21 protein-coding genes, 1 pseudogene and 1 riboswitch are annotated in these 25462 nt (G+C 68.1%); of the genes and pseudogenes, 17 read left to right on the top strand and 5 right to left on the bottom strand.

Annotation, left to right across the window (positions count from 1 at the left end; all coding sequences use genetic code 11):
* Positions 1 to 38: 38 nt before the first annotated feature.
* Positions 39 to 1664, bottom strand: coding sequence for a sensor histidine kinase (locus LA521A_RS03825; RefSeq protein WP_281781049.1), 1626 nt, complete (start codon positions 1662 to 1664; stop codon positions 39 to 41).
* Positions 1665 to 1882: 218 nt separating this feature from the next.
* On the opposite strand from LA521A_RS03825, the gene sucC reads away from it, so the two are divergent.
* From sucC to LA521A_RS03845, 4 genes and pseudogenes are all read left to right on the top strand, one after another.
* Entirely contained in the window at positions 1883 to 3049 is a 1167-nt protein-coding gene (gene sucC, locus LA521A_RS03830) for an ADP-forming succinate--CoA ligase subunit beta (RefSeq protein ID WP_281781050.1), read from the top strand.
* A gap of 14 nt (positions 3050 to 3063) precedes the next feature.
* Complete coding sequence (gene sucD, locus LA521A_RS03835) at positions 3064 to 3939, top strand: succinate--CoA ligase subunit alpha (RefSeq protein WP_115841436.1); 876 nt, start codon at positions 3064 to 3066, stop codon at positions 3937 to 3939.
* A 283-nt stretch (positions 3940 to 4222) separates the two neighbouring features.
* Positions 4223 to 4579 (top strand): annotated as a pseudogene (locus LA521A_RS03840) (endonuclease domain-containing protein); the annotation flags it as partial.
* 45 nt (positions 4580 to 4624) lie between these two features.
* On the top strand, positions 4625 to 6259 hold the full coding sequence (locus LA521A_RS03845; protein WP_281782002.1) for an NAD+ synthase: 1635 nt from the start codon (positions 4625 to 4627) through the stop codon (positions 6257 to 6259).
* A 482-nt stretch (positions 6260 to 6741) separates the two neighbouring features.
* Here LA521A_RS03845 and LA521A_RS03850 read toward each other — a convergent pair whose 3' ends face one another.
* Positions 6742 to 7587 carry an outer membrane protein assembly factor BamD gene (locus LA521A_RS03850; protein WP_281781051.1) on the bottom strand — a complete coding sequence of 282 codons (846 nt, stop codon included), beginning with the start codon at positions 7585 to 7587 and terminating at the stop codon, positions 6742 to 6744.
* A 79-nt stretch (positions 7588 to 7666) separates the two neighbouring features.
* On the opposite strand from LA521A_RS03850, the gene rluD reads away from it, so the two are divergent.
* The 7 genes from rluD to gloA all read left to right on the top strand — a co-directional run bounded on the left by rluD (position 7667) and on the right by gloA (position 13118).
* A complete protein-coding gene (gene rluD, locus LA521A_RS03855; RefSeq protein WP_281781052.1) occupies positions 7667 to 8653 on the top strand; it encodes a 23S rRNA pseudouridine(1911/1915/1917) synthase RluD in 987 nt (328 codons plus the stop codon).
* Between the two features lie 3 nt (positions 8654 to 8656).
* On the top strand, positions 8657 to 9412 hold the full coding sequence (gene pgeF, locus LA521A_RS03860; RefSeq protein WP_281781053.1) for a peptidoglycan editing factor PgeF: 756 nt from the start codon (positions 8657 to 8659) through the stop codon (positions 9410 to 9412).
* A complete protein-coding gene (locus LA521A_RS03865) occupies positions 9409 to 9957 on the top strand; it encodes a DUF4166 domain-containing protein (RefSeq protein ID WP_281781054.1) in 549 nt (182 codons plus the stop codon). The genes pgeF and LA521A_RS03865 overlap by 4 nt, the downstream gene beginning before the upstream one ends.
* Positions 9947 to 10363 (top strand): thiol-disulfide oxidoreductase DCC family protein, encoded by a 417-nt coding sequence (locus LA521A_RS03870; RefSeq protein ID WP_281781055.1) that lies wholly within the window; start codon positions 9947 to 9949, stop codon positions 10361 to 10363. The genes LA521A_RS03865 and LA521A_RS03870 overlap by 11 nt, the downstream gene beginning before the upstream one ends.
* On the top strand, positions 10360 to 10806 hold the full coding sequence (locus tag LA521A_RS03875; protein WP_281781056.1) for a DUF3574 domain-containing protein: 447 nt from the start codon (positions 10360 to 10362) through the stop codon (positions 10804 to 10806). The genes LA521A_RS03870 and LA521A_RS03875 overlap by 4 nt, the downstream gene beginning before the upstream one ends.
* Before the next feature lie 124 nt (positions 10807 to 10930).
* On the top strand, positions 10931 to 12535 hold the full coding sequence (locus tag LA521A_RS03880) for a SulP family inorganic anion transporter (protein WP_281781057.1): 1605 nt from the start codon (positions 10931 to 10933) through the stop codon (positions 12533 to 12535).
* 55 nt (positions 12536 to 12590) lie between these two features.
* Positions 12591 to 13118, top strand: a complete 528-nt coding sequence (gene gloA / locus LA521A_RS03885; protein ID WP_281781058.1) for a lactoylglutathione lyase — start codon at positions 12591 to 12593, stop codon at positions 13116 to 13118.
* Between the two features lie 146 nt (positions 13119 to 13264).
* Here the strand turns inward: gloA and otsA are convergent, their stop codons facing one another.
* From otsA to otsB, 3 genes are read right to left on the bottom strand one after another with little or no spacing between them, the layout of a single operon-like run.
* The gene (gene otsA, locus LA521A_RS03890) at positions 13265 to 14635 is read right to left on the bottom strand and encodes an alpha,alpha-trehalose-phosphate synthase (UDP-forming) (RefSeq protein WP_281781059.1); all 1371 of its coding nucleotides are present in this window, start codon (positions 14633 to 14635) and stop codon (positions 13265 to 13267) included.
* Complete coding sequence (locus tag LA521A_RS03895; RefSeq protein ID WP_281781060.1) at positions 14632 to 16428, bottom strand: glycoside hydrolase family 15 protein; 1797 nt, start codon at positions 16426 to 16428, stop codon at positions 14632 to 14634. Before LA521A_RS03895 ends, otsA begins: the two co-directional genes overlap by 4 nt.
* Positions 16429 to 16469: 41 nt before the next feature.
* Positions 16470 to 17219, bottom strand: coding sequence for a trehalose-phosphatase (gene otsB, locus LA521A_RS03900; protein WP_281781061.1), 750 nt, complete (start codon positions 17217 to 17219; stop codon positions 16470 to 16472).
* 159 nt (positions 17220 to 17378) lie between these two features.
* On the opposite strand from otsB, the gene clpB reads away from it, so the two are divergent.
* The 6 genes from clpB to LA521A_RS03930 all read left to right on the top strand — a co-directional run bounded on the left by clpB (position 17379) and on the right by LA521A_RS03930 (position 25457).
* Positions 17379 to 19964 (top strand): ATP-dependent chaperone ClpB, encoded by a 2586-nt coding sequence (gene clpB / locus LA521A_RS03905; protein WP_281781062.1) that lies wholly within the window; start codon positions 17379 to 17381, stop codon positions 19962 to 19964.
* Between the two features lie 140 nt (positions 19965 to 20104).
* Positions 20105 to 20338: riboswitch (cobalamin riboswitch) on the top strand.
* 113 nt (positions 20339 to 20451) lie between these two features.
* On the top strand, positions 20452 to 22308 hold the full coding sequence (gene btuB, locus LA521A_RS03910) for a TonB-dependent vitamin B12 receptor (protein WP_425494561.1): 1857 nt from the start codon (positions 20452 to 20454) through the stop codon (positions 22306 to 22308).
* A gap of 26 nt (positions 22309 to 22334) precedes the next feature.
* Positions 22335 to 22916 carry a hypothetical protein gene (locus tag LA521A_RS03915; RefSeq protein ID WP_281781063.1) on the top strand — a complete coding sequence of 194 codons (582 nt, stop codon included), beginning with the start codon at positions 22335 to 22337 and terminating at the stop codon, positions 22914 to 22916.
* Between the two features lie 104 nt (positions 22917 to 23020).
* Positions 23021 to 23539 (top strand): hypothetical protein, encoded by a 519-nt coding sequence (locus LA521A_RS03920; protein WP_281782004.1) that lies wholly within the window; start codon positions 23021 to 23023, stop codon positions 23537 to 23539.
* Positions 23536 to 24162 carry a cob(I)yrinic acid a,c-diamide adenosyltransferase gene (gene cobO / locus LA521A_RS03925; protein ID WP_281781064.1) on the top strand — a complete coding sequence of 209 codons (627 nt, stop codon included), beginning with the start codon at positions 23536 to 23538 and terminating at the stop codon, positions 24160 to 24162. Before LA521A_RS03920 ends, cobO begins: the two co-directional genes overlap by 4 nt.
* Positions 24163 to 24164: 2 nt before the next feature.
* Positions 24165 to 25457, top strand: coding sequence for a cobyrinic acid a,c-diamide synthase CobB (locus tag LA521A_RS03930; RefSeq protein ID WP_281781065.1), 1293 nt, complete (start codon positions 24165 to 24167; stop codon positions 25455 to 25457).
* Positions 25458 to 25462 lie beyond the last annotated feature (5 nt).

A 25462-nucleotide genomic window follows, 5' to 3' on the forward strand; every position in this document is an offset into this window, starting at 1 on the left:
AGCGCGACGGCATGGATCGCCCTGTTCAGGAACGCAGGTCACGAAGACAGCAGCGTGTGGCTGCCGATCAGGCGCACCCGGAAGCATCCCCCGCCGCCCGGCATGGCGACGTAATCCAGCGTTGCCTGGTTCGCCCGGCACAGCTCGCGCGCGATATAGAGGCCCAGGCCCGTGCCGTGGCTGGACGTGGTGAAGAACGGCCGGAACAGCCGCGACGCTACCGATTCGGGGATGCCCGGGCCACGATCGAGCACGTCGATGCAGGGCAGGCCGGCATCGTCGGGATACACACTGACGGTGACGCGCGCCGGCTCGCCCGGCATGCGGCCGTAGCTCAGCGCGTTCGACACCAGCACCGTGAGCACCTGATGCAGATGGCGCGGGTCGATCAGCACCGGCAGGCGCGGGATCTGCGAGGTGCTGCGCAGCGTGTCCAAGTCCAGCGGATGGCTCGCCAGGTATTCCTCGACGAAGAGCTTGGCGAACGCGACCAGCTCGACGTGTTCGGGCTTGGCCGGTTCGCGGCGGGCCATGCCCAGCACGTTCTCGACGATGCCGTTCATGCGAATGCCCTGCTGGCGGATGATTTCCAGCAGGCGGCGCTCGGCGGTGGGGATGTCGTCGGACTCCTCCAGCAGCTGCACGGCGTAGTTGATCGCCGCCAGTGGGTTGCGGATTTCGTGCGCGAGGCTCGCGGAAAAACGGCCGAGCGTCGCAAGCGTCATCGATTCGGCGTGGCGCGATAGCAGCGAGGTGTCGTCGAGGAAGACCAGGACCTGTTCGCTGCCGGCGAGCAGCCGGGTGAAGCGCGGCACGACTTCGGGAAGATCCGGCGCGAGCTGCAGCGGGCTGTCGTTGTGGCTGCCGTCCTGGCGCCAGCGTTCGAGGCGTCGCGCGAGTTCCGGTGCCGCCACGGCGAGGCTGCGCTGCCCGTGCAGGTCGGTGCTTTCGCCGGCGTCGCCGAGCAGCAGCATCGCCGCTTCGTTCGCCAGGCGGATGCGATCGCCGCGATCCACCAGCAGCACGCCGGTGCGCAGGCGGCGGATGATCAGTTCGTTGATCTCGCCCAGGTGCGCGGCCTCGGCGCCGCGGCGTTCGGCCAGGTCGTAGCTCTCGCGCATCTGCCGGCCGAGGATGCTGGTCAGCGTGGCGATCGCCATGTAACCCACGGCGAACATCATCGGTTCGGCCAGGGTACGGCCGCCGGCTTCGGTGTCGAACCGGGTCCAGATCCACTCGCCGAACAGGCCGATCACCGCCACCACCGCCGCGCCCAGGCCGTACCGCGCCGGCAGCAGCAAGGCGGCCGCGCCGACGTTGAACAGCAGCATCAGCGCGATGCCGGTGCCGGCGGCGGGCATCGCGTGCATCGCCAGCAGGCCGAAGAACAGGTCCGCGCCGATGCCCGTCAGCGTCTGCGCGCGCAATTCCCCGCGCCGGCCGAAGGCGAACAGCAGCGCGGCGATGAAAAGGTAGGACAGGGCGATCGAGCGGGCACCCAGCGCATTGCGCAGGGGCTCCACCAGCCCCGTAGCCGGGCCGAACAGGAAAAACACCAGCAGCGCCGCCTCGAACAGGCGGTAGAGCGTGAAGAAATACAGCTCGCGGCGAAGCGCGCTGTCGGCGTCGGCGGCGACGGGCGGCCGGGCGGAGGCGATCGACAAGCGGCATTCCTTCCGTGCGAAAACGATGTGCCGAGTATGGCTGGCGGCGCGTTCGGACCGCCAGCACGGCGGGCCGACCGCCGGGCGGTTTTGCCCGGGCCGCGTGGATGGGCGACAATACCGCCCCCTCGCGCTCGACGTAACGGCGGTCCCGTGCTTCCTCGGGCCACCGGAGCGGTGCCGGCCGCGGGGATTCTTTTCTCTCCCCTCGGTGACGCATGAATTTTCACGAATATCAGGCAAAGCAGCTGTTTGCCGACTACGGCATCGCGGTGCCGACCGGGCGCGTCGCGCGCACTCCGGACGAAGCCGTCGCGGCCGCCAAGGCCATCCCGGGCGACCTGTGGGTCGTCAAGGCGCAGATCCACGCCGGTGGCCGCGGCAAGGCGGGCGGCGTCAAGCTCGCCAAGTCGTTCGATGAGGTGAAGCAGTACGCCGCCGCGATGCTCGGCACGAAGATGGCGACCTACCAGACGGCGGGCGTCGAGCTGCCGATCGATGCGGTCCTGATCTCCGAAGGCACCGACATCGCCAAGGAGCTGTACCTGTCGGTGCTGGTCGACCGCTCCACCAAGTCGGTCACCTTCATCGCCTCGGCCGAGGGCGGCATGGACATCGAACAGGTGGCCGCCGAGAAGCCCGAAGCGATCCACGCGCTGCACGTGAACTACGTACAGGGCCTGCAGCCCTACGAGTGCCGCGACCTCGGCTTCGCGATGGGCCTGAACGCCAAGCAGGTGAACCAGCTGACCAAGATCATGCTGGGCCTGTACAAGCTGTTCAACGAAAAGGACCTGGCGCTGGTCGAACTGAACCCGCTGGCGATCCTCACCAACGGCGACCTCGCCGTGCTCGACGGCAAGGTCGACTCCGACGACAACGCCTCGTTCCGTCATCCGGAACTGGTGGCGATGCGCGACATCCGCCAGGAAGACGAGACCGAGGTGCTGGCCAGCCAGCATGACCTCAACTACGTCACGATGGACGGCAACATCGGCTGCATGGTCAACGGCGCCGGCCTGGCGATGGCGACGATGGACGTCATCAAGCTCAACGGCGGCGAGCCGGCGAACTTCCTCGACGTCGGCGGCGGCGCCACCAAGGAGCGCGTAACCGAGGCCTTCAAGCTGATCCTGTCGAGCGACAAGGTGAAGGCGATCTTCGTGAACATCTTCGGCGGCATCGTCCGCTGCGACATGATCGCCGAAGGCATCATCGCCGCGGTGAAGGAAGTCGACGTCAAGGTCCCGGTGATCGTTCGCCTGGAAGGCACCAACGTCGAAGCCGGCAAGGAACTGCTGAAGAACTCGGGCCTGGCGATCACGCCGGCCGACGACATCAACGACGGCGCGAAGAAGGCGGTTGCGGCCGTCGCCGGCAAGTAAGGACTGACGACACCATGAGCGTATTGATCAACAAGAACACGAAGGTGATCGTCCAGGGCTTCACCGGCTCGCAGGGCACCTTCCACGCCCAGCAGATGCTGGAATACGGCACCCAGGTCGTCGGCGGCGTCACGCCGGGCAAGGGCGGCACGCAGCACCTCGGCCTGCCGGTGTTCAACACCGTCGCCGAAGCCGTGAAGACCACCGGCGCCGACGCGTCCGTCATCTACGTCCCGCCGCCGTTCGCGGCCGACGCGATCATGGAAGCGGCCGCTGCCGGCATCAAGGTCATCGTGTGCATCACCGAGGGCATCCCGGTGCTGGACATGCTGCGTGCGAAGAACGCGCTGAAGGGCTACCCCGACACCGTGCTGGTCGGCCCGAACTGCCCGGGCGTGATCACGCCGGGCGAGTGCAAGATCGGCATCATGCCGGGCCACATCCACATGCCGGGCAAGATCGGCATCGTGTCGCGCTCGGGCACGCTGACCTATGAAGCCGTGAAGCAGACCACCGACGTCGGCCTCGGCCAGTCGACCTGCATCGGCATCGGCGGCGACCCGATCAACGGCACCAACTTCATCGACGCGCTGAAGCTGTTCCAGGAAGACCCGCAGACCGAAGGCATCATCATGGTCGGCGAGATCGGCGGTTCGGCCGAAGAAGAAGCGGCGGAGTTCATCGCCAAGCACGTGACCAAGCCGGTGGTGGGCTTCATCGCCGGCGCGTCCGCCCCGAAGGGCAAGCGCATGGGCCACGCGGGCGCGATCGCCTCGGGCGGCTCGGGCACGGCGGAAGGCAAGTTCGCCGCGATGGAAAAGGCCGGCGTCACCACGGTGAAGTCGCCCGGCGACCTCGGCGCGGCCATCGCCAAGCGCCTGGCGAAGTAAGCGCTTCGCGATCTGGTATCGAAAGGGCCGCCTCCGGGCGGCCTTTTTCGTGGGGCGCTTTTTCTGACGGGGCGAGAGCTTTGTTTCCCTCACCCCAACCCCTCTCCCGCGCGCGGGAGAGGGGCTATCGCGCGCAATGCCCACAAGGGTTTTCCGACGCGTGAGGTAGCCCCTCTCCCGCATGCGGGAGAGGGGTTGGGGTGAGGGCAAGCGGGGCGTTCTCCGATACCGGGCGTCTGTCATTCACCGGCAACGTAGCGGAAGAAGCTCATGGAGCCGTTCGATGCGCAAAGGTCAGAAACGCGACTTCGCCCGCCATCTTCGGAGCACGATGACCGATGCGGAGCGCCACCTGTGGTTCTTCCTCCGCAACCGCGCGCTCATGGCCTGCAAGTTCCGCCGGCAGGTTCCCATCGGCCCCTACATTGCCGATTTCGCCTGCATCGAAGCGAGATTGATCGTCGAGCTCGATGGCGGCCAGCACACTGCGGCCGTGGTCACCGACAACGCGAGGACAGCCCATCTACGGCGCGCAGGCTATCGTGTCGCCAGATTCTGGAACAATGATGTCCTGACGCGGGTCGAAGCGGTGCTGGGTGCCATTCACGAAGCGCTGGCGGTTGGCCCTCACCCCACCCCTTTCCCGCAAGCGGGAGAGGGGCCCAGCGATAGCCGAAGCATCGATATGCCCAACCCCCTACGCATCGCCCTTGCCCAGTTCGACTTCCCGGTCGGCGCCGTCCAGCGAAATGCCGAGCGCATCGCGGAAATGATCGGGCAGGCGCGCGACCAATACGGCGCCGACGTCGTCCTCTTCCCGGAACTCGCGCTCAGCGGCTACCCGCCGGAGGATCTGCTGCTGCGGCCGTCGTTCCTCGCCGATTGCCAGGCCGAGATCGAACGCATCGCCGCCGGCGTGCGCGGCATCGTGGCGGTCGTCGGTTGGCCGCAGGCCGCCGGCAGCGTCGTCTACAACGCCGCCAGCGTGCTGCGCGACGGACACGTCTCGCATACGTATCGAAAGCGCGAACTGCCCAACTACGCCGTATTCGACGAGCGCCGCTACTTCGACGTCGATCCCGATCGCGACGACTGCGTGTTCGATGTCGACGGCGTGCAGGTGGGGCTGCTGATCTGCGAGGACCTGTGGTTCCCCGAACCGCTCGCCAGCACGGTGGCGAAGGGCGCGGAAATCGTGCTCATTCCGAACGCATCGCCGTTCGAACGCGACAAGCACGCCGACCGCGACGCATTGCTCGCGCAGCGCGTGCAGGAAACCGGCGTCGGCCTGGTCTACGTGAACACCGTCGGCGGACAGGATGCGGTGGTGTTCGATGGCGGATCGGTCGTGGCCGACGGCGACGGCACCGTGCATCCCGCCGCGGCGGCTTTCACCGACCAGTGGCTGGTGGTCGATTTCGATCCCGACTCGCGCCGCTTCGCGCCGGTGCAGTGGATGGAAGACGGCGACGAAAGCCGCGACGCGCTCGCGTGGCGCGCGGTGGTGCGCGGCACGCGCGACTACTTCGCCAAGAACGGCTTCAAGCATGCGTGGCTGGGATTGTCCGGCGGCATCGACTCCTCGCTGGTGCTGGCGATCGCCGTCGATGCGCTGGGCGCGGACAACGTCACCGCCGTGCGCATGCCGTCGCGCTACACGGCCGGCATGTCGAACGATCTGGCCGAGGAGCAGTGCCGCATGCAGGGCGTGCGCCTGCTGTCGTTGCCGATCGAGAAACCCTTCCAGGGGTTCCTCGACGCGCTGTCGGACACCTTCGCCGGACGCCCGGTCGACACCACCGAGGAAAACCTGCAGTCGCGCATCCGCGGCGCGCTGCTGATGGCGATGAGCAACAAGTTCGGCGGCCTGCTGCTGACCACCGGCAACAAAAGCGAGTACGCGGTCGGCTACGCGACGATCTACGGCGACATGGCCGGCGGCTACGCGCCGCTCAAGGACATCTACAAGACCGAGGTCTTCGCGCTCGCGCGCTGGCGCAACACCGTTGGCGACCGCGTGATCCCGCAGGCGGTGATCGACCGTCCGCCGTCGGCCGAGCTGCGCGAGAACCAGAAGGACCAGGATTCGCTGCCGCCGTACGATGTGCTCGACGCCATCCTGCTGCGCTACGTGGACCAGGAGCAGTCGCGCGAGGACATCATCGGCGCCGGTTTCGACCAGGCGACGGTCGATCGCGTGCTGCGGCTGGTGCGCATCAGCGAATGGAAGCGCCACCAGGCCGCGCCCGGCCCCAAGGTGTCGCGTCGTGCCTTCGGGCGCGAGCGGCGGTATCCGATCACGAACGGGTACGGGCACTGACGCCCGGCTACGGACACTGACGTACGGACCCGGACGTCGGCGACTGCACGCACGGGTTGTTCCGCCGCATCGTCATCCCGCCCCCATCGTCATCCCGGCGAAAGCCGGGACCCAGGCCCGCACCCTGTCACCGCGCAGGCCTTGGTAGCCCGGCTAAGCGAAGCGCATCCGGGGCGCCGACGCGCTCTCGGCTCCGGACACGCCGCGCTTCTCCGAGCTACACCGGTTGCTATCGTCATTCCCGCGAAGGCGGGGATCCAGGCATCCGATCCGTCACGTCCGACGACGGCGTGATGCAGTCACAGGTGGATTCCGCCTTCGCAGGAATCACGGCCGTGGGTCGGCCACGCCCGACACGCCTCCCCGGGTGCGCTTCGCTCACCCGGGCTACAAAGGCGACAACCACCGGCTTCGGCTCCAGCGGTTGCGCAAACAAAAACGCCGCCCGAAGGCGGCGTTTTCATTGCACCGACAAAGCCCGATCAGTCGTTGTCGAGCGCCGACTTCTCGCCCGCGAACGGGTTGAGCTTGCGCCAGTTGCTCGGGTAATCCGGCCACTTGCCGGCGAGGAACGGGTGGCTCGGGTCGTTGAGCTGCAGCACGCGGCGGGCGTCGGCGGCGAGCGCTTCGTTGCCCAGTCCTTCGTACGCGGCGGCCAGGGTCGCGACGGCATCGTTCTGGTACGAGCTCTGCGGGTAGGTTTCCAGCAGGAACTTCGCGCGCTCGGCGGCCGCGACGTACGCCGTGCGGCGCAGGTAGTAGAGGGCCGTATCGAGCTCGTGGCGGGCGAACATGTCGCGCAGGCCCATCATGCGCTGGCGCGCGTCGGCGGCGTAGCGGCTGTTCGGGTAGCGGTCGGCGACGATCGAGAAATCGTTGAACGCCTGCAGCGGGGTGGCGAGGTCGCGGCGGCTGGCGTCCAGCGTCCACACCTTCTGCAGGAACACCGTGTCGCGGCTGGAGTTCGACAGGCCGCGCAGGTAGTACATGTACGCGATGTTCTTGTGCGTCGGGTAGGTGCGGATGAAGCGGTCGATGCTGCTGATCGCGTCATCGTGCTTGCCGGCCTTGTACTGCGCGTAGGCGGTTTCGACCAGCGCCTGCTCGGTGTACGGCCCGTACGGGTACTGCGCGACCAGGCGCTTGAAGGTGGTCTCGGCGGCCGCCCAGTTGCCGTTGGTCATCGACTTGTGGGCCTTTTCGTACAGCTGCTCGACCGGGACGCCCTCGTCCGCATCCTTGTCTTTGAATTTGCTGCAGCCCACGCCGGCGAAGGCAACGATCAGCAGCAGGGCCAGCAGGCGCGAAGGGGCGGAACGTAGGCTCATGGGATCTCGACGGGCGCCGAAGGTACGAAGACCGGATAATAGCAGTCCACACCTGCCTGCCCTGAATCCTGCCCGTCCGATGACTGCCCCTTCCCCCGCGCCCGCCGCCCCCCTGCAGGCGACCGTCCCGGACGCCGCCGCCGGCCGTCGTTTCGACGCGGTCCTGGCCGAGCTGTTCCCGGATTTCTCCCGCTCCCGCCTCGCCGCATGGATCAAGTCCGGCGATGCCCGCCTCGACGGCCGCGAGGTCCGACCGCGCGATCCGGTACGCGGCGGCGAGACGGTGACGCTGCACGCGCAGCTCGACGTCCAGACCCATTCCGAACCCGAGGACATCGCGCTTGACGTGCTCTACGAGGACGAGCACGTCTTCGTGATCAACAAGCCGGCGGGCCTGGTCGTGCACCCGGGCGCGGGCAATCCGGCCGGCACGCTGGTCAACGCGCTGCTGCATCGCGACCCGTCGCTCAACGTGCTGCCGCGCGCGGGCATCGTGCACCGGCTCGACAAGGACACCTCCGGCGTCATGGTCGTCGCGCGCACGCTGCCGGCGCACACGGCGCTCATCGAGCAACTGTCCTCGCGCGAGGTCCATCGCCAGTACCTGGCGGTCGTCGTCGGTTCGCTGGTGTCCGGCGGCACGGCCAATGCGCCGATCGACCGGCATCCGCGCGATCGCATCCGCATGGCCGTGCGCGAGGACGGCCGCGACGCCGTCACGCACTACCGCCTTCGCGAACGCTTCCGCGCGCACACGCTGCTGGAATGCCGCCTGGAAACCGGCCGCACGCACCAGATCCGCGTGCACATGGCGCACCTGAAGCATCCGATCGTCGGCGATCCGCTGTACGGCGGACCGCTGAAGCTGCCGCGCGGCGCGACCGAGGACCTCGTCGCGACGCTGCGCGGTTTCAAGCGCCAGGCGCTGCACGCCGAGACGCTGGAGTTCGCGCATCCGGTCACCGGCGAACCCGTGCGCACCACCGCGCCGGTGCCGGACGACCTCACGCAGCTGGTGCGCGTGCTGCGCGCCGACACGGCGGCTGCGGCCGAAAAGGACCGCTGAATCGTGGCCGCCGCGTGGATCGACGCGCAGTGGCCCGCGCCGGCGCGCGTGCATGGATTCACTACGCTGCGCCACGGTCTCGGCGTTTCGGCGCCGCCGTTCGATCATTTCAACCTCGGCCTTCGCGCGGGCGATGACGCCGAAGCGGTCGAGCGCAATCGCGCGCTGCTGATCGAACACGCGCGCCTGCCATCGGCGCCGTGCTGGCTGCGACAGGTGCACGGCACGCAGGTGCATCGTTTCGATGCGCCTTCGACGAGCGAAGTCGAGGCCGATGCGTCGGTAACCTCCGAACCCGGCGTCGTGCTTGCGATCCTCACCGCCGATTGCCTTCCCGTGCTGTTCTGCGCCGACGACGGCAGCGAGGTCGGTGGCGCGCACGCGGGCTGGCGCGGCCTGGCCGGTGGCGTGCTCGAGAACACGCTCGCCGTGATGCGCACCGCGCCGGATCGCGTGCACGCCTGGCTCGGCCCGGCGGCCGGCCCGCAGGCCTACGAGATCGGTCAGGACGTCTTCGACGCATTCGTTTCCGACGATGCCGGCGCACGAACCGCCTTCCTCGCCACGCGCCCGGGCCATTGGCGCGTCGACCTGTATGCGCTCGCGCGACGCCGGCTCCAGGCGGCAGGCGTGCGCCCGGAACGCATCCATGGCGGCGGGCTGTGCACGATCTCCGAGCCGCAGCGCTTCTTCTCGCACCGTCGCGACCAGCGCGGCGGACGCATGGCATCGCTGGTCTGGATCGAACCACGCGGATGAGCGCGACGCCGCCGACGCCGCTGTACCGTCAGCTGCTGTCGGCGCGTTTCGACGATCTGCCGCCCACCGTGCGCACGTTGCACGAACGCGTCGGTTTCCACCGGTATCGCGGCAAGGTCGAAGTCGAGCGCGGCGACGGCGCGCTGTCGCGACTGTGCGCCTGGGCGACGCGGCTTCCGGCGCACGGCCGCGGCACCATCGACGTGGAGATCGACAGCGCCGCGCACGGCGAGCGCTGGTCGCGCCTGTTCGCCGGCCGCGCGATGCGCTCGCGCCTGTGGGCGAACGAAGCGCTGCTGTGCGAACGCCTCGGCCTGGTCACGTTTGCCTTTCGTCTGGAGGTCGCGCCGCTTGGCGCCGGTCATGCCGTTGTGTGGCACGTGGCGAAGGTGCGCGCGATGGGCGTGCCGCTGCCCCGCCGCTGGTTCGAAGGCGTGGGCGCGCGCGAGTACGAACGCGATCGCCGCTACCGGTTCGACGTGTACGCGACGCTGCCGTGGGTCGGCCGTCTCGTCCATTACCGGGGGTGGCTGGATGTCGACTGAGCACCGACGCGACGGCGCCGTCATCGTGTTCGATGGCGTCTGCGTGCTGTGCAACGGCTGGGTTCGTTTCCTGTCGCGACACGATCGCCGCGGGCGCTATCGCTTCGCGGCCATGCAGGGCGAAAGCGGTCGCGCGCTGCTTGCCGCGCACGGCCTCGACGCCGACGATCCGCTGTCGTTCCTGCTGGTCGAGGGGAACGCGGCGTGGACCGACTCGGAGGCGATCGTGCGCGTGCTGTCGGGCCTTGGCGGCGTATGGCGACTTGCGACCGTCGTGCGCGTCGTGCCGCGGGGCCTGCGCGATCGCCTGTATCGCACGCTTGCGCGCAACCGCTACCGGATGTTCGGCCGTCACGAACGTTGCATGATCCCGACACCGGAACAGGCCGCGAGGTTCCTGCCATGACGCTTCATCGCTTCGTGCTGTCGGCCGTGCTCACGGCGATGGCCCTGACCGGCTGCACGACGACCGCACCGACGACCGCCGCGATGCACGGTGACGCCGCACGACCGGCGCAATCGTCGGAGTGGATCCGCAGCGAGCTGTACTTCGCGGTCGGCAACGAGGACGGCACGGGCGTGATCGACGATGCGCAGTGGCGCTCATTCCTCGATGCGGAAGTCACGCCGCGTTTCCCCGACGGGTTGACGGTGCTCGACGGCTACGGCCAGTGGCGGTTCCAGCAGGACGGCCGGCTGGTGCGCCAGCGCGCCAAGGTGCTCGTGGTGCTGCACGAGGGCGGAGCGAAGCCGCGCGAGGACATCGAGGCGATCCGGCTGGCGTGGAAACGCATGACCGGGCACGAGTCGGTGCTGTGGGCGCGCTCGGCGGTCGAGGTCTCCTTCTAGGCGCATGCCGTTTCGCGCTCGCCGGGCCGCTGCATCGCCCGGCGCCATGTGCCCATTCCAATCCTTCCGGTGTCCGCCGGACCAAAGCCGCTACGATTCGCCCATCCCACGCCGCGAGCCCTCCATGCCGCCCTCCACCCCACGCCGCTGGTTCGTCGCCGGCGACCTCAACGGATTCTTCGGCCTCGTCGTCGACAACCTGTCGATCCTCGGCTTCATCTCGGCCGCGCTGATCGGGATCTTCGGCTTCCCGGCCGACGTCGTGTTCACCCGCATGTTCCCCGGCACCGCGTTCGGCGTGCTGGTCGGCAACCTGATCTACACCTGGATGGCGCACCGCCTCGCGCGCGAAAGCGGACGCAGCGACGTCACCGCGATGCCGCTCGGGCTCGACGCACCGACCAGCATCGGCATGGCGCTGCTCGTGCTGGGCCCGGCGTTCGTCGCGTTCAAGCAGCAGGGCATGGACGAGGCCGCGGCGGCTACCGCGACATGGCAGCTCGGCATGGCCTCGCTGATCGTGATGGGCGCGCTGAAGCTGGTGCTGTCGTTCTTCGGCGATGCGATCACCCGCGCGGTGCCGCGCGCGGCGCTGCTGGGCTCCATCGGCGGCGCGGCGCTCGCGCTGCTCGGTTTCCTGCCGCTGATCGAAACGCTGCGCTCGCCGGTCGTCGGCTTCGTCACCTTCGGCCTGCTGATGTACGTGCTGGTGGCGAAGGGCAAGCTGCCGATCCGCATGCCCGGCGTGCTGCTCGCCTTCATCGTCGGCACCGTGCTGTATTACGGGCTCGGCCTCGCGGGACTGGGCACGCCGGGCTTCAAGCTGCCCGACGCCGCCCCGCTGCGCTTCACGCTGCCATTGCCGACGCTGCAGTTCATCGGCGGCCTGCAGTACACCGTGCCGTACCTGCCGCTGCTGCTGCCGTTCGGCCTGCTGATGGTGGTCGGCGGCATCAACGTGAGCGAAAGCGCGCGTGCCGCCGGCGACGATTACCGCACGCGCGACGTGCTGCTCGCCGAAGCGGTCGCGACGCTGGTGGCGGGTTTCTGCGGCGGCGTCGCGCAGACCACGCCGTACATCGGCCAGCCCGCGTACAAGCACATGGGCGCGCGCATGGGCTACACGCTGCTCACCGGGCTGTTCATCGGCCTGGGCGGCATCTTCGGTTACGTGTCCGGCCTGGTGCAGTGGCTGCCGATCGCGGTGCTCGCGCCGATCATCGTGTACGTCGGCATGGACATCACCGTGCAGGCCTTCCACGACAGCCCGCGTCGCCACGCGCTTGCCGTCGCGCTCGCCTTCCTGCCGTCGGTGGCGTACCTGCTGGTCATCAAGCTCGGCAATCCGGCGTGGATCGCGCCGGACCGCTTCGCCGCGCTGTACGAAGGCGTGGACGGCCATGGCCTGCCGGACCTGGCCACGATCGTCACGCTCGGCAACGGCTTCATCATCACCGCGATGATCTGGTCCACCGCGCTGGTGGCGATGATCGACCATCGTTTCCGTCGCGCCGCGGTCGTGCTGCTGATCGGCGCCGTGCTGACGCTGTTCGGCTTCATCCATTCGGTCGATTCGCGCGGCAGCATCTACTGGCCATGGATGCTCGATGGCCTGCGTCGCGCGATCGCCTGGCAGTTCGCCGGCGCCTACGTCGCGCTCGCGGTGCTGCTGGGCCTGCTGTCGCTGCAACGCCAGTCCGCGCCGGAAACGACGGATCCCGCACATTGATTGCGCCGCGACCCGGCCTTATCTAGATCAATCCGACCCCACGCGAACCCGACCCATGTCCCTGCAAGACGATCTCAACGCCATTCCCGGCGTCGCCGCGCGCGACGCGGCCACGCACGGCTTCGTGTTCAATCACACCATGCTGCGGGTCAAGGACATCCAGGCCTCGCTGGATTTCTACACGCGCGTGCTCGGCTTCACGCTGGTGCGCCGTCGCGATTTCGACGAGGCGAAGTTCAGCCTCTACTTCCTGGTGCTGGTGGACGATCCGGCGCAGATTCCCGCGGAAGAACCGGCCCGCGGGCAGTGGCTGCTGAGCCAGCGCGGCGTGCTGGAACTCACGCACAACCACGGCACCGAGTCCGATGAAGGTTTCCGCTACCACGACGGCAACAGCGAGCCGCGCGGCTTCGGCCACATCTGCGTGTCGGTGCCCGACGTGGAAGCGGCCTGCACGCGATTCGAGCAGCTCGGCGTCGCGTTCCAGAAGCGGCTCACCGACGGTCGCATGAAGGACATCGCCTTCATCAAGGATCCGGACGGTTACTGGGTGGAAATCCTGCAGCCGACCGCGCGGGTGTGAACGCGACTTCGGCGGGGGCGCTCCCCGGGTGCGGCTTTCGGCCTTACCCGGGCTAAAAAGCAGCGCGGTGGTAGCCCGGGTAAGCGAAGAGCACCCGGGGCGTTTCGCGTATGAGCCGGCGTATCCCATAACGCCGCGACGACCTGCTAGATCGGCTCGCGCAACGCTGCCAGGTACTTGCGACGCCACGCCGTGATGTCGTTCTCGCGCAGCACGGCCATCATCGTGTCCCAGCGGTCGCGGCGTTCCTCCAGCGGCATTTCCATCGCCGCGGCGATCGCATCGGCCACGCCGTCCATGTCGTAGGGATTCACCAGCAGCGCGCCGTCGAGTTCGCGCGCCGCGCCGGCGAACGTGGACAGCACCAGCACGCCCGGATTCTTCGGGTCTTGCGCGGCGACGTACTCCTTCGCGACCAGGTTCATGCCGTCGCGCAACGGCGTGACCAGGCCCACGCGCGAGAGCCGGTAGAAGCCGGTCAGCGTCGGATGCGGGTAATTGCGGTTGACGTAGCGCACCGGCGTCCAGTCGGGCTCGGCGTGCGCGCCGTTGATGTGGCCGGACAACTGCTCCAGCTCGCTGCGAAGCTTCTGGTATTCGAGCACTTCGCCACGCGACACCGGCGCGATCTGCAGCAACGTCAGCTTGCCGCGGTGTTCCGGATGACGCTTGAGGAAGCGCCCGAACGACCGGAAGCGCTCCGGCAGCCCTTTCGAATAATCCAGCCGGTCCACGCCGATGGCGAGTTCGCGACCCGACAGGCTCGTCGCCAGGCGCCGCACGCCGGCCTTGCTCGCCGCCGCGCGCGCCTGTTCCTCGATCTGCGCGGTATCGATGCTGATCGGGAACGCACCCGCGCGCAGGCGCTTGCCCTTGTGCGTTTCGAGCACGCCATGCGAGATCACGCGGCCGCGTCCGAACAGGCGCACGTAGTCCTGGAAACGCTCCAGGTCGCGTTCGGTCTGGAAGCCGATGAGGTCGTACGACGACAGCCCTTCGAACAGGCGCTCGTGCTGCGGCAGCGCGGCGAGCAGGTCGGAGGAGGGCATCGGCACGTGCAGGAAGAAGCCCAGCCGGCACGTCACGCCCAGTTCGCGCAGCAGCTTCGCCATCGGGATCAGGTGGTAATCGTGGATCCAGACGATGTCGTCGTCGCGCAGCAGCGGCGCGAGTTTCTCGGCGAACAACGCGTTGACGCGGCGGTATGCGGCGTAGGTAATGCGGCTGTAATCCACCAGGTCGACGCGGAAATGCAGCAGCGGCCACAGCGTGCGGTTGGCGAAACCGTTGTAGTAGTCGTCGTGGTCGCGCTTGGACAGATCGACGGTGACGTAACGGATGTTGCCCGCGTCGTGCTCGTGCACTTCGCCCGAATCGTTCGGGTCGATGCGGCCGCTCCAGCCGAACCACATGCCGCCGGTTTCCTCCAGCGCTGCCTGCAACGCCACCGCAAGCCCGCCGGCACTGCTGACTCCGGGTACCGCCACACGATTGGAAACGACGACCAGACGACTCATGCCGCATCCTGCCAGGGCCGCGACAGGCGCATGGCGGCGTTGATCAGGCCGACGTGCGAGTACGTCTGCGGGAAATTGCCCCACGCCTCGCCGCCGTCGAATTCCAGGTCTTCCGACAGCAGGCCGAGGTGGTTGCGCCGCGCGAGGATGCGCTCGAACAGCGACCTCGCTTCCTCCTGCCTGCCGATCGACGCGAGCGCGTCGATGTACCAGAACGTGCAGATGGTGAAGCTCGTTTCCGGCGCGCCGAAATCGTCCGGCATCACGTAGCGGAACAGCGCGTCGCCGCGCTTGAGCCCCTTGCCGATCGCCTCCACCGTGCGCACGAAACGCGGGTCGTCGGGCTTGACGAAGCCGAGGTCGGCGAGCAGCAGCAGCGAGGCATCGAGCCGGTTGCCGTCGAGCGATTCGACGAAATGGCCGAGTTCCTCGTTATAGGCGTGCGCGACGATGCGTGCGTGCATCTCGTCCGCACGCTGGCGCCACAGCTGCACCTGCGGCGCGAGCTTCAGGTGCACCGCGATGCGCGCGAGCCGATCGCACGCGGCCCAGCACATCACGCTGGAATACGTGTGCACCTCCTCGCGGCCGCGGAATTCCCACAGCCCCGCATCGGGTCGATCGTGCAGCGCATAGGCGAGTTCGCCGACGGGTTCGAGCCTGGCGAACACCGACGCGTCGCCCACGCGGGCCAGGCGCGTGTCGAAGAACAGCTGCGTGGAGGCGAGCACCACGCTGCCGTACACATCGTGCTGCTTCTGCAGCCACGCGAGGTTGCCGCGCCGCACCGGCCCCATGCCGCGGTAGCCGGCGAGCGATTCGACTTCCGATTCGGCCAGCTGGCGTTCGTAGCCGATGCCGTACAGCGGTTGCAGTTCGCCGTCGTCGGAGGCGATGTTCGCCAGGTAGCGCAGGTATTCCTCCATCGTGCGCGTGGCGCCGAGGCGGTTGAGCGCGCGCACGACGAAGGCCGAATCGCGCAGCCAGCAATAGCGGTAATCCCAGTTGCGCACGGTGTTCGCCGCTTCGGGGATCGAGGTGGTCATCGCGGCGACGATCGCGCCGGTTTCGTCGTACTGGCACAGCTTGAGGGTGATCGCGCTGCGGATCACCGCTTCCTGCCATTCCAGCGGAATCGACAGGTTGCGCACCCAGTTGCGCCAGTAATTGAGCGTCTGCTCCTCGGCCATGCGCACGAATCCCGACACCGACTGCGTCAGCGTTTCATCCGGGCCGAGCACGAAATGCGCATCGCGATCGAGCACGAACGGCAGGCCGTCGCGCACCAGGCGCACGGGGACGTCGCTGGTCATGCGCAGCGTGAAGTCGGGAATCAGGTAGCGGATGTGGTTGCTGCCCCACGTGGTCTCGGGCTTCACCGCACCGTAGTCGGCCAGCGGCCGCAGGTGCACGCGGATGCGCGGCGTGCCCGACAGCGGGCGCAGGCGGCGCATCAGCATCACCGGGCGGTAGAAGCGGTCGTTCTGGTGCCAGCGCGGGGCGAAGTCGACGATCTCCACCGCGCCGCCGCTCGCATCGCGCAGCACGGTGCGCAGCATCGCGGTGTTGCTGATGTACGACTGCTCTGCGGAAACGAAGCCTTCCAGCTCGATCGCCCAGTCGCCGCCCTCGTGTTCGCGCGGCGAGAGCAGACTGCAGAACGCGGGATCGCCGTCGAAGGCCGGCACGCAGCCCCAGACGATGCGCGCGTGCTGGTCGACCAGCGCGGCGATGCTGCAATTGCCGATCAGGCCAAGCTCGAGACTGGAAGGGAGGGCGTCGGTCGAGGTCATCCGTACTCCGGTTCGGTGGTCGCGCGCGTGCGGCGACGTGGTCAGGCGAGCGAGAGGCCTTCCTCCAGCCAGGCGCGCACCGCGGCGGGATCGTGCAGTCCGTAGCGCGCGGCGCTGGGCTGTCGCGAACCCACCAGGACGCCGAAGCCGCCGTGGCTGCCTACGGCCTGGAAGGCGTGCTCGTCGGTGAGGTCGTCGCCGACGAACACCGGGCGGCGGCCGTGGAAGGGCGGGTGGGCGAGCAGGTCCACGACGGCGCTGCCCTTGTGCGCGCCATCGGGCCGCAGCTCCACCACCATGTTTCCGTATTGCAGGTGATAGCCGGGCAGTTCGATCAGGATCGAGTCCGCGTACTGGCGCAGCAGGTCCTCGGCGTCGGGCGCGGCGCGCCAGTGCAGGGCGATGGTGGTGCCCTTGTCCTCCACGCGCGCGCCCGGGTACCGCTGCGCCAGCGCCTGGCCCCAGGCCACGGCGGTGTCCAGCGCGACGGGGCGCGGATGGCGCTCCTGGTGTCCGTCCTCGCGTCGCTCCAGCCCGTGCAGGCCGACGGCGGGCAGCTTCAGCGGCGCGAACAGCGCGTCCAGCTGCGCGAGCCGCCGACCGCTCACCAGCGCGAGCGCGCCGTCGAGGCGGCCGTGCAGCACGGCGAGGACGTCGATCAGGCCCGGATCGACCAGCACGTCGCCGGGAACATCGGCGAAATCCAGCAGCGTGCCGTCGACGTCGAGGAATAGCGCCCATTCGGACGACACCGCGGGCGGGGCGGGCAGGGTGGGGGACGGCGTGGACATGCACGCATTGTGAACACGGGCATGTCAGCATGAAGTGGACGCGCCGTAATGGCTGTCATCGATGGGCCCGGATGTTGAATCGGGCAACGCGAGCCCGCATCTGGTGCACATTCGCGGCTACTTCACGGTGGCCGCCACCATGAATCAGGGAACCTTGCCATGCGAATGGACAAACTCACCTCGCGCTTCCAGCAGGCACTGCAGGACGCGCAGTCGCTGGCGATCGGCCGCGACCACAGTGTCATCGAACCCGTGCACCTGATGTCGGCGCTGCTCGACCAGAGCGGCGGCAGCACGCGTCCGCTGCTCGCGCAGGCGGGCGTGAACGTGCCGCTGCTGCGCGAACGCCTCGGCGAAGCGCTGGAAAAACTGCCGAAAGTCACCGGACAGGCCGGGCAGATCAGCGTCGGCAACGACCTCGCGCGCCTGCTCAACGTCACCGACAAGCTCGCCCAGCAGCGCGGTGATGCCTTCATCGCCAGCGAGCTGTTCGTGCTCGCCGCGCTGGACGACAACGGCGAAGTCGGGCGCGCCCTCAAGGCCGCCGGCGCGAACAAGGACAAACTCGAAGCGGCCATCGCCAAGGTCCGCGGAGGCGAAAGCGTGCAGTCTGAAAACGCCGAAGACCAGCGCCAGGCGCTGGAGAAATACACCATCGACCTCACCGCGCGTGCCGAAAGCGGCAAGCTCGATCCGGTCATCGGTCGCGATGAAGAGATCCGCCGCACCGTGCAGGTGCTGCAGCGTCGCACCAAGAACAACCCCGTGCTGATCGGCGAACCCGGCGTGGGCAAGACGGCGATCGTCGAAGGCCTCGCGCAGCGCATCATCAACGGCGAAGTGCCCGAAGGCCTTCGCGGCAAGCGCGTGCTCTTGCTCGACATGGGCGCGCTGATCGCGGGCGCGAAATTCCGCGGCGAATTCGAGGAGCGCCTGAAGGCGGTGCTCAACGACCTGGCGAAGAACGAAGGCCAGATCATCCTGTTCATCGACGAACTGCACACGATGGTCGGCGCGGGCAAGGCCGAGGGCGCGATGGACGCCGGCAACATGCTCAAGCCGGCGCTCGCGCGCGGCGAATTGCACTGCATCGGCGCGACGACGCTGGACGAATACCGCCAGTACATCGAGAAGGATGCCGCGCTGGAGCGCCGCTTCCAGAAGGTGTTCGTCGGCGAGCCGAGCGTGGAGGACACCATCGCGATCCTGCGCGGTTTGAAGGAAAAGTACGCGGTGCACCACGGCGTGGAGATCACCGATCCGGCCATCGTCGCCGCCGCCACGCTGTCGAACCGCTACATCAGCGATCGCCAGTTGCCCGACAAGGCCATCGACCTGATGGACGAGGCCGCTTCGCGCATCCGCATGGAGATCGACTCCAAGCCGGAGGAACTCGACCGCAAGGAGCGCCGGCTGATCCAGCTCAAGATCCAGCGCGAGGCGCTGAAGAAGGAGAAGGACGCCGAGTCGAAACAGCGCCTGGCCGATCTGGAAGAAGAGATCGCGCGCCTGGAGCGCGAGTTCAACGACCTGGAGGAAGTGTGGAAGGCCGAAAAGGCCACGTTGCAGGGCGCGACGAAGATCAAGGAGCAGATCGAGCAGGCCAAGCTCGAGCTGGAATCCGCGCAACGCCGGCAGGATTTCGCGAAGATGAGCGAGATCCAGTACGGCACGCTGCCCGAACTCGACAAGCAGTTGCGCGCCGCGCAGGAGGCCGAAACCAGGGGCTTCACGCTGCTCCAGGACAAGGTCACGGCGGAGGAAATCGCCGAGGTCGTCGCGCGCTGGACGGGCATTCCGGTCAGCAAGATGCTTGAAGGCGAGCGCGAGAAGCTGCTTCGCATGGAAGAGCAGCTGCACACGCGCGTGGTCGGCCAGGAAGAGGCGATCAAGGTCGTGTCCGATGCGGTGCGTCGTTCGCGCGCGGGCCTGTCCGATCCGAACCGGCCGTCGGGCTCGTTCCTGTTCCTCGGCCCCACGGGCGTGGGCAAGACCGAGCTGTGCAAGGCGCTCGCGGAATTCCTGTTCGATTCGTCCGACGCGATGGTGCGCATCGACATGAGCGAGTTCATGGAGAAGCACTCGGTGAGCCGTCTCGTCGGCGCGCCTCCGGGCTACGTCGGCTATGAGGAAGGTGGTTACCTCACGGAAGCCGTGCGCCGTCGTCCGTACAGCGTGATCCTGCTGGACGAAGTCGAAAAGGCGCATCCGGACGTGTTCAACATCCTGCTGCAGGTGCTGGACGACGGACGCCTCACCGACGGCCAGGGACGCACGGTCGACTTCCGCAACACCGTCATCGTGATGACGTCGAACCTGGGCTCGCATCAGATCCAGGAGATGTCCGGCGACGATTCGCCGCAGGCGTACATGCAGATGAAGGCGGCGGTGATGGGCGTGGTGCAGGCGCATTTCCGTCCGGAGTTCATCAATCGCCTCGACGACATCGTCGTGTTCCATCCGCTGGACAAGCAGCAGATCCGCCAGATCGCGCGCATCCAGCTCAACGGGCTGGAGAAGCGCCTGTCCGAGCGCGGGCTGAAACTCGTGCTGTCGGATGACGCGCTCGCACTGCTGGGCAACGTCGGCTTCGATCCGGTGTACGGCGCGCGTCCGCTCAAGCGCGCGATCCAGCAACAGCTGGAAAACCCGCTCGCATCGAAGATCCTCGCCGGCGAATTCGCCAGCGGCGATACGGTGCACGTGGAAGCGCAGGGCGGGCAGCTGGTGTTCCGCAAGGCGTAAGCCTCGACCCGCGTGCCGGTTCGCCGGCAACGCTTCAACACATGCGGATGGCGACGGCCATGACCTGGATCGGGTCATGGCCGTCGCGCTTATGGCCAATGGCCATGATCGGACGCCCTTCCGCTTCGCCGCGCTGCTGTTAAGATGCCCCCGCCCAAGGTGACCGCCGGCGTGTCCGGTGGTTGAAACGGGAATCCGGTGCGCCCTTCGTGCTCGTCACGCGCGGCAATTCCGGAGCTGCCCCCGCAACGGTAGGCGAGACAAGGTTCCGCACACAGCCACTGTGCTCACGCATGGGAAGGCGCGGACCGGAAGCGCAGGAATTCCTGCCTTCACTCGCGAGCCCGGAGACCGGCCATGGTGCGACGTGACATGCGGTGGGCGATGTCATGCGGCGCAGGGCCTTTCGTGCGCCGCCATCACTCCCTCCTTCCGCCTGTCCTTTCCAACGTTCCCGCGCGGGCAGGCGCGGTCAAGGAGTGTGTTCGTGCATCCGCATCACCGGTTGTTCCGCCGCCGTGCGCTGGCGGTTTCCCTGTTTTCTTGCGTGTTTTCCGCGGCCCCGGCGTTCGCCGACGACGCCGCCACCGATCTGGACCAGATCGTCGTTACCGCCACGCGCACCGCGCAGACGCAGGACCAGGCGCTCGCCGCGATCACCGTGATCGACCGCGCGGAAATCGAGCGCCTCCAGCCCGCCTCGTTGCCGGCGCTCCTCACCGGGCGCGCGGGCATCTCGATCGCCAACAACGGCGGCGTCGGCAAGTCCACGTCGCTGTTCCTGCGCGGCACGGAATCCGATCACGTGCTGGTGCTGGTCGATGGCGTGAAGATCGGTTCGGCGACGAGCGGTGGTGCGTCGCTGCAGGACATTCCGGTCGAACAGATCGAGCGCGTCGAAATCGTGCGCGGTCCGTTCTCCAGCCTTTACGGTTCGGAGGCGATCGGCGGTGTGATCCAGGTGTTCACGCGACGTCCGGCCGGCGCGTTCTCGCCGAACGCCAGCGCCGCCATCGGGAGCGAGAATACGCAGCGCGTCGCCGCGGGCGTGAGTGGCAGCGCCGCGGATTCGCGCGGCTGGTACGTCGTCAACGCCGCGCATGAGAACACCGACGGCATCAACGCGTATCGCGGCACGCGCAACTTCGATCCGGACAAGGACGGCTATCGAAACGACTCGCTGACCGTGCAGGGCGGCTACCGCTTCAGCGAGCGGTGGGACGCCGATCTGCGCGCGTTCCGCGCCGAAGGTCGCAACGAGTACGACGGCAGCGTCAACAACGAAGCCGACACGGTGCAGCAGGTCGTCGGCGGCCGCGTGCGCTACGTGCCAGGCGCGCGCGTGAAACTGACGGCGGGCCTCGGCACGAGCGCGGACCTCAGCGAGAACTTCCTCGACGGCGTGTATTCCTCGACGTTCGACACGCGCCGCGAATTGGGTTCGTTGCAGGCCGATATCGGCATCGCGACGGGCCTGCTCACGCTCGGTTTCGACTGGCTCGGCGACAAGGTGCAAAGCAATACCGATTACGCGCGCGATCGTCGCATCAACCGCGGCGTGTTCGGCCAGTGGCAGCAGGCGTTCGGCGCGCAGTCGGTGCAGGCCAGCGTGCGTCGCGACGACGACAGCCAGTTCGGCGGCGAGACCACCGGCAGCGTGCTGTGGGGTTGGGACGTCACCGACGCGCTGCGCCTCGGCGCGAGCTACGGCACCGCATTCAAGGCGCCGACGTTCAACGAACTCTACTTCCCGGGCTACGGCAATCCGGCGCTCGGGCCGGAAACCTCGCGCAGCGTCGAGCTGAGCCTGCGCGGCGAACACGGCTGGGGCACGTGGTCGCTCAACGCGTTCGAAACGAAGATCGACGACCTGATCGCGTTCGACTCGTCGCTGGGCGACACGGGCGGACCGAACAACATCGATCGCGCCCGGATTCGCGGTGTCGAAGCCGTTGCCGGCACGACGTGGCTGGACTGGAACCTGCGCGCGAGCCTGACCTGGCTCGACCCGGTGAACGACGGCGACAACGCCAGCCACGGCAACGTGCTGCCGCGTCGTGCGAAGCAGTCGGGGCGCGTCGATGCCGATCGCCGCTTCGGACGTTTCAGCGTCGGCGCGAGCGTCACCGGCGCGGGCGAGCGCTACGACAACCTCACCAACACCACGCGCCTGGCCGGCTACGGCCTTACGGATCTGCGCGCCGGCTTCGCCTTCACCGAAGCGTGGAGCGTGCAGGCCTCGCTCAACAACGCGTTCGACAAACGCTACGAAACCGCCGCGCTCTACAACCAGCCCGGACGCACGTGGCTGGTGACGGTGCGCTACCAGCCCGCCGCGCGCTGACGGGCATCACTGCTGCGAGGTCGTCGATGAAATCCCTTCCACGCAACGCCAACCTGGGCCTGTTCGCCGCATTCGCGGCGTTGATGGTCGCCACGCGCTTCCATCATTTCGGCGACGTGCTGCACCTGCCGGACGCGTCGATGTCGCTGTTCTTCCTCGGCGGCCTGTACCTGCGCAGGCACTGGCAGTTCGCGGCTTTCGTCGTGCTTGCGGTGGCGATCGACCGGATCGCGATCGAACGCGCCGGCGTCAGCGATTTCTGCGTGACGCCGGCGTACTCGTTCCTGCTGCCCGCGTACGGCGTGCTCTGGTACGGCGGACGCCTCTACGCCGATCGTATGGGCACGCACTGGCGCTCGATCATCACGGCCTGCGGCCTGGCGTTCGTTGCCGCCACGGTGTCCTTCGCCATTTCGAACGGCGCGTTCTATTGGCTCGGCGGCCGCTACGAAGACCCGAACGTCGCGCAATACCTCGCGCGCGCGTGGCAGTGGGGACCGCTGTTCGTCCGCACGACGATCGCCTACGTGTTCGTCGCGCTGGCGGTGCACTGGATCGCGGCGTCGGCCCTTTCGATCCGCGCCGACCGCAGTTCCCCGAATCGATGAACGGAGACCACGCCATGTCCGCCATGCCCGCACTTTCCGAACGCGCGCTTCCGATCGCGTCCACGCGCACGCAGATCCTCGTCGCCGGCGCGCTCGCCGCGCTCATGATCGCCACGCGCGGTCAGCACTTCGCCAGCGTGAACGCACTGCCGAGCGCGTCGTGGGCGGTGTTCTTCCTTGCGGGTGCACTGTTGCGGCCGATGTGGGCGCTGCCGGCGTTCTTCGTGCTGTCGTCGCTGCTGGATTTCGCCAGCCTGGCCACCGGCACGATCACCGACTGGTGCCTGTCGCCCGCGTACTGGGCGGTCGCGCTCGCCTACGCGACGCTGTGGCTGGGCGGCACGTGGTATGCGCGCGGCCATCGGGATGCCTGGAGCGCGGTGCCGCGACTGGCGCTGGTGCTGGGGGTTTCGGCGAGCGTCGCGTACCTGATCTCGAAGGGCGGCTTCTATTTCTTTTCGGGCCGCTATCCCGACGCGACGCTGGCCGGTTTCCTCGCACGCATCCCGCAGTACTACCCGCGCTCGCTCGGCACGCTCGCCGGTTACGTGGGCCTCGCGTTCGCGTTGCGCGCCATCACGCTCGGCTTCGCGCGACGGCACGCACGGAGCGCGCACGCATGAGCGCCGGGTCCGAACGACGCGGGCTTTCCCCCGACGAACATCACCGCGAACGCGCGCAGCGCAAGAAGGAACTGATCGATCGACGCATCGCACGCGCGACGATCGACCGCGGCGTCGTCGTGGTGAACACGGGCAACGGCAAGGGCAAGAGCTCGTCCGGCTTCGGCATGCTCGCGCGATCGCTCGGGCATGGCTTCCGCTGCGGCGTGGTGCAGTTTATCAAGGGAAGTTTCACCACGGGCGAGGAAGCGTTCTTCCGTCGTTTCGACGATCTCGTCGCTTACCGCGTGATGGGCGAGGGCTACACGTGGGAGACGCAGGATCGCCCTCGCGACGTCACCGCGGCCGCTGCGGCGTGGGATGTGGCCGCGCGCATGTTGGCCGATCCCGCGTACGACTTCGTGCTGCTGGATGAACTCAACATCGCGTTGACGAAGGACTACATCGCGCTGGAGGACGTGCTCGCCGCGCTGGCGGCGCGGCCGCCTAAGCAGCACGTCGTGATCACCGGTCGCGGCGCGCCCGACGCGCTGGTCGACGCCGCCGACACCGTCACCGAGATGCGCGTGGTGAAGCACGCGTTCAAGGCCGGCATCAAGGCGCAGCACGGCATCGAGCTGTGACCATGGACCTTCGCCATTGCCCCGCGCTGCTGGTTTCCGCGCCCGCGTCCGGGCAGGGCAAGACCAGCGTCACCGCCGCGCTCGCCCGATGGCATGCGCGCCAGGGGCGCCGCGTGCGTGTGTTCAAGACCGGGCCGGATTTCCTCGATCCGACGGTGCTCGAACGCGCGAGTGGCGCGCCGGCTTACCAGCTCGACCTGTGGATGAACGGCGAAGCCGACGTGCGCGCGCGATTGAACGCCGCCGCGCGCGACGCCGATCTCATCCTCGTGGAAGGCGTGATGGGCCTGTTCGATGGCTCGCCTTCGAGTGCGGACCTGGCGCAGGCGTTCGGCCTGCCGGTGCTCGCGGTGATCGACGGCTCGGCGATGGCACAGACCTTCGGCGCGCTGGCGACCGGGCTTGCGCGCTATCGCGCCGGCCTCGTCGTGCACGGCGTCGCCGCGAACCGCATCGGAAGCGCGCACCATGCGCGACTGCTGCGCGAGAGCGTGCCGCCAGAGCTGCACTGGGTCGGTGCGTTGCCGCGCAATGCAGCGCTGGCGTTGCCGGAACGTCATCTCGGCCTGGTGTCCGCCGGCGAGTTGCACGATCTCGATGCGCGCGTGGATGCGCTCGCGGATGCATGGCAGCAGCACGCCTCGACCGCGCTTCCGCCGCGCGTGGCGTTCGTCGCGTCGGATACGCCGTCCGTGCGTGGATTGCTGCAAGGCGTGCGGATCGCGATCGCGCGCGACGCGGCGTTCTGCTTTCTCTATCCCGCCAACCTGGATCTCCTCCGCGATGCCGGCGCGCAGTTGCGCTACTTCTCGCCGCTCGCGGGCGATCCGCTTCCCGAGTGCGACGCCGTGTGGCTTCCGGGCGGGTATCCCGAATTGCATCTGCATGCACTGTCGCAGCGCACCGACCTGCACATCGCATTGCGCGCGCATCGCGACGCCGGCAAGCCGCTGCTCGCCGAATGCGGCGGCTTGTTGTTCGCGCTGGATTCGCTGGCCGATCGCGACGGCGCGCGTGCGCCGATGGCCGGGCTGCTGCGGGGCTCGGCGGCGATGCAGTCGCGAATGGCGGCGCTTGGACTGCAGTCGGTCGCGCTTCCGGAAGGCACGCTGCGCGGCCACACGTTCCATTACGCGAAGGCGAGCGTGGACGCGGTGCCGATCGCGGTCGCCGTGAATCCGAACGACGGTCCGAGCGCCGAGGCGGTGTATCGCGAAGGGCGCATGACGGCGAGCTTCGTACACGTCTATTTCCCGTCCAACCCGCACGCAGCGACGAGGCTCTTCGCGCCGTGAACGTC

Origin of the sequence: Lysobacter auxotrophicus (assembly GCF_027924565.1) — a bacterium.
Classification (GTDB): Bacteria; Pseudomonadota; Gammaproteobacteria; order Xanthomonadales; family Xanthomonadaceae; genus Lysobacter_J; species Lysobacter_J auxotrophicus.

Bases quoted from the DNA above. Each gene is read 5' to 3' on its own strand.
- LA521A_RS03895 (WP_281781060.1), bottom strand. From the start codon at position 16,428: ATGACCTCGACCGACGCCCTCCCTTCCAGTCTCGAGCTTGGCCTGATC.
- gloA (WP_281781058.1), top strand. From the start codon at position 12,591: ATGTCCCTGCAAGACGATCTCAACGCCATTCCCGGCGTCGCCGCGCGC.
- otsB (WP_281781061.1), bottom strand. From the start codon at position 17,219: ATGTCCACGCCGTCCCCCACCCTGCCCGCCCCGCCCGCGGTGTCGTCC.
- LA521A_RS03875 (WP_281781056.1), top strand. From the start codon at position 10,360: ATGACGCTTCATCGCTTCGTGCTGTCGGCCGTGCTCACGGCGATGGCC.
- LA521A_RS03870 (WP_281781055.1), top strand. From the start codon at position 9,947: ATGTCGACTGAGCACCGACGCGACGGCGCCGTCATCGTGTTCGATGGC.
- otsA (WP_281781059.1), bottom strand. From the start codon at position 14,635: ATGAGTCGTCTGGTCGTCGTTTCCAATCGTGTGGCGGTACCCGGAGTC.
- LA521A_RS03920 (WP_281782004.1), top strand. From the start codon at position 23,021: ATGATCGCCACGCGCGGTCAGCACTTCGCCAGCGTGAACGCACTGCCG.
- sucD (WP_115841436.1), top strand. From the start codon at position 3,064: ATGAGCGTATTGATCAACAAGAACACGAAGGTGATCGTCCAGGGCTTC.
- rluD (WP_281781052.1), top strand. From the start codon at position 7,667: ATGACTGCCCCTTCCCCCGCGCCCGCCGCCCCCCTGCAGGCGACCGTC.
- cobO (WP_281781064.1), top strand. From the start codon at position 23,536: ATGAGCGCCGGGTCCGAACGACGCGGGCTTTCCCCCGACGAACATCAC.
- LA521A_RS03845 (WP_281782002.1), top strand. From the start codon at position 4,625: ATGCCCAACCCCCTACGCATCGCCCTTGCCCAGTTCGACTTCCCGGTC.
- clpB (WP_281781062.1), top strand. From the start codon at position 17,379: ATGCGAATGGACAAACTCACCTCGCGCTTCCAGCAGGCACTGCAGGAC.
- LA521A_RS03915 (WP_281781063.1), top strand. From the start codon at position 22,335: ATGAAATCCCTTCCACGCAACGCCAACCTGGGCCTGTTCGCCGCATTC.
- LA521A_RS03850 (WP_281781051.1), bottom strand. From the start codon at position 7,587: ATGAGCCTACGTTCCGCCCCTTCGCGCCTGCTGGCCCTGCTGCTGATC.
- LA521A_RS03880 (WP_281781057.1), top strand. From the start codon at position 10,931: ATGCCGCCCTCCACCCCACGCCGCTGGTTCGTCGCCGGCGACCTCAAC.
- LA521A_RS03930 (WP_281781065.1), top strand. From the start codon at position 24,165: ATGGACCTTCGCCATTGCCCCGCGCTGCTGGTTTCCGCGCCCGCGTCC.
- sucC (WP_281781050.1), top strand. From the start codon at position 1,883: ATGAATTTTCACGAATATCAGGCAAAGCAGCTGTTTGCCGACTACGGC.
- LA521A_RS03865 (WP_281781054.1), top strand. From the start codon at position 9,409: ATGAGCGCGACGCCGCCGACGCCGCTGTACCGTCAGCTGCTGTCGGCG.